The 6,523-nt window shown below is 56.8% G+C and carries 7 protein-coding genes; 3 read left to right on the top strand and 4 right to left on the bottom strand.

The genetic code is table 11. The features are described 5' to 3' along the window. The first annotated feature begins 183 nt into the window (after positions 1-183). A complete protein-coding gene (locus J8I34_RS32815; RefSeq protein ID WP_209808355.1) occupies positions 184-1,359 on the top strand; it encodes a porin in 1,176 nt (391 codons plus the stop codon). A 109-nt stretch (positions 1,360-1,468) separates the two neighbouring features. Then, positions 1,469-2,449: a Bug family tripartite tricarboxylate transporter substrate binding protein gene (locus tag J8I34_RS32810; RefSeq protein ID WP_371748192.1), complete on the top strand. Its 981-nt coding sequence runs from the start codon at positions 1,469-1,471 to the stop codon at positions 2,447-2,449. 44 nt (positions 2,450-2,493) lie between these two features. Here J8I34_RS32810 and J8I34_RS32805 read toward each other — a convergent pair whose 3' ends face one another. Beyond that, positions 2,494-3,720: an IS110 family RNA-guided transposase gene (locus J8I34_RS32805; RefSeq protein WP_209808353.1), complete on the bottom strand. Its 1,227-nt coding sequence runs from the start codon at positions 3,718-3,720 to the stop codon at positions 2,494-2,496. Between the two features lie 225 nt (positions 3,721-3,945). On the opposite strand from J8I34_RS32805, the gene J8I34_RS32800 reads away from it, so the two are divergent. Beyond that, positions 3,946-5,079, top strand: coding sequence for an aminotransferase class V-fold PLP-dependent enzyme (locus J8I34_RS32800; protein WP_371748191.1), 1,134 nt, complete (start codon positions 3,946-3,948; stop codon positions 5,077-5,079). A gap of 3 nt (positions 5,080-5,082) precedes the next feature. On the opposite strand, the gene J8I34_RS32795 is transcribed toward J8I34_RS32800, so the two are convergent. The 3 genes from J8I34_RS32795 to J8I34_RS32785 are packed head-to-tail and all read right to left on the bottom strand — an operon-like array spanning position 5,083 to position 6,435. Continuing rightward, positions 5,083-5,580 (bottom strand): hypothetical protein, encoded by a 498-nt coding sequence (locus tag J8I34_RS32795; protein WP_209808351.1) that lies wholly within the window; start codon positions 5,578-5,580, stop codon positions 5,083-5,085. A gap of 47 nt (positions 5,581-5,627) precedes the next feature. After that, positions 5,628-6,056, bottom strand: coding sequence for a hypothetical protein (locus J8I34_RS32790; RefSeq protein ID WP_209808349.1), 429 nt, complete (start codon positions 6,054-6,056; stop codon positions 5,628-5,630). Beyond that, positions 6,049-6,435: a hypothetical protein gene (locus tag J8I34_RS32785; RefSeq protein ID WP_209808347.1), complete on the bottom strand. Its 387-nt coding sequence runs from the start codon at positions 6,433-6,435 to the stop codon at positions 6,049-6,051. Before J8I34_RS32785 ends, J8I34_RS32790 begins: the two co-directional genes overlap by 8 nt. Positions 6,436-6,523 lie beyond the last annotated feature (88 nt).

Raw genomic sequence — 6,523 nt, 5'->3', positions numbered from 1 at the left:
AAGCGCTGCAGATCATGACTGGAATCTTCTGGGATTTAGGCGATTCGGATGAGAAAGGCTATGCCCTCACTTAGCCCTCTAGGTGCGCTTTGCAGACGTTCACGCATCTGCTTTTTTTAAATCATCTGTACATTACATTGTTATTTTTCGAACATAAAAACCACTAAAGTCAACGGAGGATATATGAAAATTAGAGCCATAACAGGGGTGTGCGCACTGCTTCTGGCGAGCACATCGAATGCCGCCGAAGCCGGCCTCACGATATATGGACTGCTCGACTACGGCGTCAACTATGTCAGCAATATCGGGGGGGAGACGCGCTGGGCGGGTACGAGCGGCCTTATGCAAGGTTCCCGTCTAGGCTTTAAAGGGCTAGAGAAACTAGGGCCGGACCTTTCCGCGCTCTTCCAGGTCGAGAATGGGCTGGACCTTGGAACTGGGCAAGCCCAACAAGGGGGATTGCTCTTCGGTCGGCAAGCCTATGTCGGCCTTCTGTCAGACACCTATGGCGCGGTAACCTTGGGGCGTCAATATGACTCCATGGTAACGTTCATCGGATCAAGGGTGACTTCTCCGGTATATGGTGGAGGCATCACAGCGCATCCGGGCGATATTGACAACTTGAACAATAGCAAGCGGGTAAACAACGCCGTGAAGTACATGAGTCCTAGTTTTGGAGGAGTCACGTTTGGCGGTCTGTATGGTTTTGGCGAGCAGCCCGGCAACGGATCGCGCAATCAAATCTGGTCAGTCGGCGCCGGCTACGACAATGAACGCCTCACTTTGGGTACCGCTTACTTGAATGTACGCAACCCCAACCAGTCGTACTTCACGAGTAACCCGACCAATGTCCCTGGCGTCGCGCTCAACAATATGACCGGAAGTCCGATATACAGCGGCTTTTCCTCGGCTGGACTTTACGATGCATATGGTGCGACGGCACGTTACTCATTTGATGCATTGAAGGTCGGTCTAGTCTACACCCACATCAACTTTGGCAAACTTGGCGACACATCGTCAGGCGCAAATCCCCAACGTCTATCCGGGACAGCAAAGTTCGATATTGGGGAGATCAACTTCACATACAACTGGACGCAGAATCTAATCTCGGAGTTGGTCTACAGTTATACACGTGGGTCCGGCGTGGGGAACATCGGTGGCTCGCATTACAATACATTCGCGTTGTCGCTGGATTACTATTTCTCGAAGAGAACGGACGTATACATCATCAGCGCCACACAGAATGCCTCCGGTACAGATTCCACCGGAAAATCCGCACGAGCAACGCTGAATACCCAGGCTGCTTCCGGAAGTGACAAGCAAACCTTCGTCCAAATCGGTTTGCGGCACAAGTTCTAAATTTCCCTCTAACTTTCATCGATCGACGGTGCGCTCCTATTCCGTGGAAATAAACAGGACACGTCGCTGTCGTTGAAGCTCGATCATCCAATCAGCGGGATTTGATATTGTGACGAGAAAACTATTTTCTGTAGTGGCGACTGCTCTAGCAGTCACCGCCTGCTCATTTGGCAACGCTGTTGCGGCCGAAGCATGGCCATCGCGCCCCATCCGATTGGTGGTTCCGTTCCCCGCCGGCGGTGCGGTTGACTACGCCGCTCGCCTCGTCGGCGAACGTCTGTCCACTCGGCTCAAGCAGCCGGTTATTGTTGACAACAAGCCAGGCGCTGGATCGACGATTGGCGTGATGGCTGTAACTAAGTCAGAGCCAGACGGCTATACGCTCCTAATGTCGGGCTCAACAAGCCTTACCGTTAATCCCGCGATTCGCGCAAAACTGCCTTACGATCCCCTAAAGGATCTCGCCCCGATAGCAATCGTCGCGTCAGGCCCACTGGTTCTTCTTACAAACTCTTCTAAGCCCTATCACAATTTCGCCGAACTCGTCGCCAAGGCCAAGGCTAGTCCGTCGTCCCTCTCGTACTATACGTATGGACCTGGCACGATTCCTCATCTTGCAGGCGAACTCCTTGCTGAATCGGCGGGAATTTCGTTCCGGGCTATCCCTTACAAGGGAAGCAACGAAGCGGTTCTCGCGCTTCTCCGTGGTGAGGTCGACATCGGTCTGGATACTGTGTTTGCAGCAGCACCTTATATCAGAACGGGTCAGCTACGGGCGCTAGCCGTCACTGGGCTCACACGGTCATCTTTCTTGCCTCAAGTTCCCAGTTTTTCCGAACTCAAAATTCCTCAGGCTTCAGTTGATGGCTTCAGCGCTTTGATGGCGCCAGCGAAGACACCGGCGCCTATCATGGACCGGCTGGTGCAAGAAGTGTCGGCAATTATGGCCATGCCGGACGTGAAGGAGAAGCTCTCGGCTCAATCTTTGGAAACCGCCGCGATTGGGCCGGCGGCCGCGAGGACAAAGATTGAAACGGATCTGGTGAAGTTTCGTCAACTTGCCAAGGCTCTGAATATTAGTCTCGAATAAACTGCGATTCCATCGAGACGAAAGGAAAATTCTAGTAGGAAGCGTTAAACAGCATGGGGCATGGGATCCACTTGACATCCGAGGTCGGCGAGGCGTTTGAGCAGGAGGTGGATGGCCTTGTTGACGTCGTGACGGTTGAAGTAATCGCAGCCGAGGTCGGCGTACTCAACGCCATCGCGGAGCATATGGTATGCGGAGGTGAGCATGGAGGCGGCCACGGCCATGATGGCCTTCTTGCCACCGTGGCGGGCCTTGATGCGCAGGAACTGAGCGTGGAGATAGCTGGTTTTGACCCGTACCGCAGCCCAGGCCGCCGTCACCAAGGCGGTCTTGAGCCAGGTGCCACTCTTGCGCACGCGCGTGCTGCTCCGCTTGCCGGCGCTCTCGTCGTTGCGCGGGCACAGCCCTGCCCAGGACACCAGGTGGCCGGCATCGGGAAAGCGCGTCATGTCAACACCGATCTCCGCCAACAGGACCTGAGCGGTCCGGTCGCTAACCCCGGGGATCGTGGTCAGCAGGCGGGCGCGCTGTCGGATCGGCGCCAACGCTTTTCCCACGACGGCGTCGAGTTCGGCCAGCGTGTGCTCCAGTGCGCCAATGATGTCCTGGTGCAGTTTCAGCATCGTGCGGTGGTGGTCGGTAATGCGTCCGCGCAGCGCCTCACGCAACTCGGCGTGCTTCTTTCTGGCGGTGCCGTGGGCGAGCGCCGGGAGTCGCTCGGGGTCGACCTCGCCATTGGCGATGGCATTGAGCATGCCACTGCCGCTGCGGCCGAGCACATCCGAGAGTACGCTGCCCAGCTTCAGGTTGGCGTCTTCGAGCACTTTCTGGATGCGCAGGCTGTGTTGGGCAATCTCGCGCACGAGTTGCTTACGGGTGCGTGTGAGATCGCGCAACTCCTGAGTGGCAGTCGGCGGGACATAGCTCGACCGGATCAAACCGTGGGCAAGCAGATCGGCAATCCACATGGCGTCGTTGACGTCGGTCTTGCGACCGGGCACGTTGTGGATGTGCTGAGCGTTGGCCAGGACCAGCTCGAAGTCGCCCTCAAGGATGTGCCACACTGGCTTCCAGTAGACCCCGGTGGCTTCCATGGCGACATGGGTGCAGCCGTGCAGCGCCAGCCAGTCGGCCAGCGCCAGCAGCCCACGGGTGGTGCTGTCAAAGCTGCGCATTTCATGATGCTCGGGTGCCGAGACGCAGCGCACGCAGGCCACGATGGTGTCCTTGTGGAGGTCCAGCCCGGCACAGCGGGGATAGAGTACTTGCATGGAGCCTCCTGCCAGAGTCAACGGCATCGGCAGCAGCCCTCGGTGGGGTGCTCGCAGGGCTGCGGGTCCAACTAGACAAAGGGATCGGGGCACCAAGAACAAGCCGACCTCATTGCCAACACCGACTACCATCTTATTCTCGTCACAGCGCAATTCACCGGCCCCAAGCCCGCTTCATCCTTCAGGGTCGGGCGCGCCCGATGGGCAACTAGACAGGAAATTACCGTGATACATCCATTCTCAGAATACCGCGCGCTTTTCCCAATTCTGAAGACAACTGTGCAGCTCTCGAGCTGCTCACAAAGCGCACTGAGTCTTCCCGTAAAAGAAGCGATAGAAAAATACATGACTTCGTGGGTGTCGGATGGCATGGATTGGGAAAGCTGGATGGAAGCGGTCGAGGGTTCCTGCGCAGAGTTCGCCAGGCTAATCGGCGCGGAGCGCGATGAGATTGCGATTCTCGGCAGCGTTTCTGACGCAGCATCTAGTATCGTATCTTGCTTGGACTTAACTGGAAGCCGCAAAACGCTGGTGTGCTCCGAACTGGACTTTCCTTCGCTAGGCCACGTCATGCTGGCACAGCAGGCACGGGGCGCGCGTGTCCGCTTTGTCGAATCAGATCAGCAAGGCATATCGTTAGACGCAATTAAGAGGGCTTTTGACGCTTCTACCGCTCTTGCCTGCCTGTCCCATGTCTCGTACTATAACGCCGCCCGAATAAATGTACAGACGGCCGCTGATAACGCGAGACAGAATGGTGCCCTTCTCTTTGTCGACGCCTATCAGTCGGCCGGCGCACTTGCCATCGATGTGAAGGAGATGGGTCTTGACATCCTTGCTTCGGGCGCACAAAAGTTTCTTCTGGGCGTGCCCGGCATTGCTTTCATGTATGTTAAAGGAGCCGTAGCGCGACAGTGGGAGCCTAGGAACACTGGCTGGTTCGGCAGATCGAACCCATTCTCATTCGACATCCGTACGTTGGATTTTTCCGATCACGCCGCGCGATTTAACACAGGTACGCCACCTATAATTTGCGCCTATGCAGCGCAGGCGGGGATGAAGCTTCTTAACGAGATCGGGTCACGTTCAATCGACGCATACCTCCAACATCTCTCTTTAGTCGGCAGGGAAGAGGCAAGACTGTTAGGCCTCGCAGTTGCCGGCCCAATCGACCCCGGCTTACGGGGTTCCGTGATTTCGGTACAGATCTCAGAAGCGGCCAAGGTAGAGAAGGCCATGAAGGCAGCCGGCTACATAGTCTCAGCGCGGAATGATGTAATCCGAGTAGCTCCCCACTTTTATAATACGGAGGACGAGGTGGTATGTGCGTTACGAGAACTAAGCAAGCTGGTGTCATGAAGCCTAGAGGGAATCGGGAGCGGCTACTTCCTCTTCGTCGATGATCGCGAGGGCTGGCTCTGCTTCCTGCACCGGCAATGGAACTGCGCGCAGAGGCAGGCGCCGGAGCGCATCCATCAGCGCGGCCCTGTCGCGGTCGCTGCACGTCCTGACGTCCAGATTATGCGCCAGCGGGACCGGCTCGGCCACGAAGATCTCGGCGGGTGCGCTGTCCGACGAGACCTCGAACCCGGAGGCGGTCTTGTTCTGGCGCAGATAGTGCGCAACACGACTGAGATTTCGCACCCGCTCAGACTGCAATTTGGAACGAAAGAGCGAGCGGTTGATTGCCGCCTGCACGTCCTTGATCTGCAAGGTCCATGTGAGGATGCGGCTCGTCAGACGTTTGCGGACAATCGAACGGACGTCGAGCATGCCGATGTTCAGCGCTTGGGATTCCACCTCGCCGAACAAGGTGCTCACTTGCTCCATCTCGTTCAGTGACTCGGAAACCTCGTTCACATAGAACTTGTTCTGGCGAAGCTTGGCTTGAAAGTTCGAGACGTCGCCTATTGCGTCGAGATGAGCGCATGAAGCAAAGACAGGTTTCGCTCGATGGAGTAGGAGATGTCGATGACCGTTTCGACCAGTTGGGCAACCAGCGATTCCCGGTCGCTAGCGTCGCCGTTATCGTATCGAACGCGAATCTCACGCCAGACTGATCGCGCTAGCTGGATCCCACCGGACAGGCGGGTTAGCGTCTGGTACGCGCGATAGCTGACGAGGTAGTCGGCGATGAAGTCGCGCAGTCGCGGGTTCAGACGGTAGACGCCTTCGTCCTGTGGCTTCAGCGCCTTCAGGTTCGAGAGCGTGTCGATCCGGGCGGTGCGAGTACGGTCCCCCAACTCCACTGAGGTATCGAAAGCTTCTGATATCAGGTCGTCATTCTGACTCAGATCCCGGAGGAGTTTGCCAATCTGATCGGAGGACTCACGCATCGCTCATCCCGCCCAGTGTTTGCTGCTCCTCTACCACTTCGTCCTCGATTCGGTCGGCCTGGATGGCTTCGTTCTCCGAGATGAATTCGATGACGGAATAGAGGTGCTCGATCTTGCCGGTAATCTTGTAGATTTCGGCCTGAGGGTTGAAGAGGATGACGTAACCCTCGTCGCGCAACTGCTCCAGCACTTTGCGGAAGTTCTCCCGGATGGACTGGCGCGCGTTGAAGCCCTTGATCACATGGCTGAGCCCATTGAGCTGACTCTCCAGCGAAGCACTGTCGATGATCAGTTCTTCCATCCGCGCCAGTCGAATGACATCGCCCGGGCTAAGGGCGATCTCCGTGGAGTTTGTTTGCCGGATAAGGTCAAGCAGCATCACAGCTGGTCGTAAGCGACCGAGAAACGGCGTCCTAGTCTTATAGGGTGAGTCTTGGCAGGCTTGCGTCCGCAAACTCTTTGCGGAC

Origin of the sequence: Cupriavidus phytohabitans (assembly GCF_017815025.1) — a bacterium.
GTDB lineage: Bacteria > Pseudomonadota > Gammaproteobacteria > Burkholderiales > Burkholderiaceae > Cupriavidus.
This window is presented reverse-complemented; position numbering and strand designations above follow the sequence as displayed.

What these genes read in the sequence shown, in the direction of transcription:
- J8I34_RS32815 (WP_209808355.1), top strand. Translation starts at nt 184, where the DNA reads ATGAAAATTAGAGCCATAACAGGGGTGTGCGCACTGCTTCTGGCGAGC.
- J8I34_RS32805 (WP_209808353.1), bottom strand. Translation starts at nt 3,720, where the DNA reads ATGCAAGTACTCTATCCCCGCTGTGCCGGGCTGGACCTCCACAAGGAC.
- J8I34_RS32790 (WP_209808349.1), bottom strand. Translation starts at nt 6,056, where the DNA reads ATGCGTGAGTCCTCCGATCAGATTGGCAAACTCCTCCGGGATCTGAGT.
- J8I34_RS32785 (WP_209808347.1), bottom strand. Translation starts at nt 6,435, where the DNA reads ATGCTGCTTGACCTTATCCGGCAAACAAACTCCACGGAGATCGCCCTT.